Genomic DNA, 698 nt, shown 5'->3' on the forward strand with positions numbered 1-698 from the left:
GTGGAGTTCCCTTAATGCGGGCGATGTTTATAGAATATCCTAACGATGAAAAAGCCACTGAATTGGACAATCAGTTTATGCTGGGGGAATATCTTTTGGTGGCACCTGTGGTGGAAAAAGGAGCGGAATTCAAAAATGTATATTTGCCTGAAGGGGAGTGGATTGATTTTCACGATAAGCAGACCATCTATAAAGGAGGGCAGGAAATCAAGTACAATGCTCCATTGGATGTAGTGCCTTTGTTCGTAAAAAGAGGCGCTATGATTCCTACTATGCCTGTTATGCAATACATCCATGAAAAGGAAGATTATCCTGTTATCTGGGAAGTTTTTCCAAAACAGACCGGAGACGATAATTTTGAGTTGTACGAGGATGATGGCATCAGTAATGATTATAAAGAGAATAAGTTTTCCGTTTCCAAATTGGAGGTAGATCAACAAGGAAATGCTTTAAGACTAAGCTTTTCCAAAAAACAGGAAAATGGATATGCACCTTCCCAACATCCTCAGTTCGTAAAAATCCACCTAAATGGAAAACCTAAAAAAGTGGTATGGTCAGGAAAAAAGGTAAGTAAAGTAAAAAAACAAAAGTTTTTTGATGGAATGTCTATAGATCAAAATAAGACATTATGGGCTTGGGATGAGGATAATAAGGTTTGTTACCTACTGCTTTCGGATATGGATAAACTAGAAATAAAC

Annotated in this window: 1 protein-coding gene; it reads left to right on the top strand. The window is 37.5% G+C overall.

Annotated features, from left to right (window positions below; all coding sequences use genetic code 11):
- A partial coding sequence (locus ACYVAA_RS23005; RefSeq protein WP_460546449.1) for a DUF5110 domain-containing protein occupies positions 1-698 on the top strand: 698 nt, incomplete at both ends.

This window comes from Echinicola sediminis (assembly GCF_054777495.1).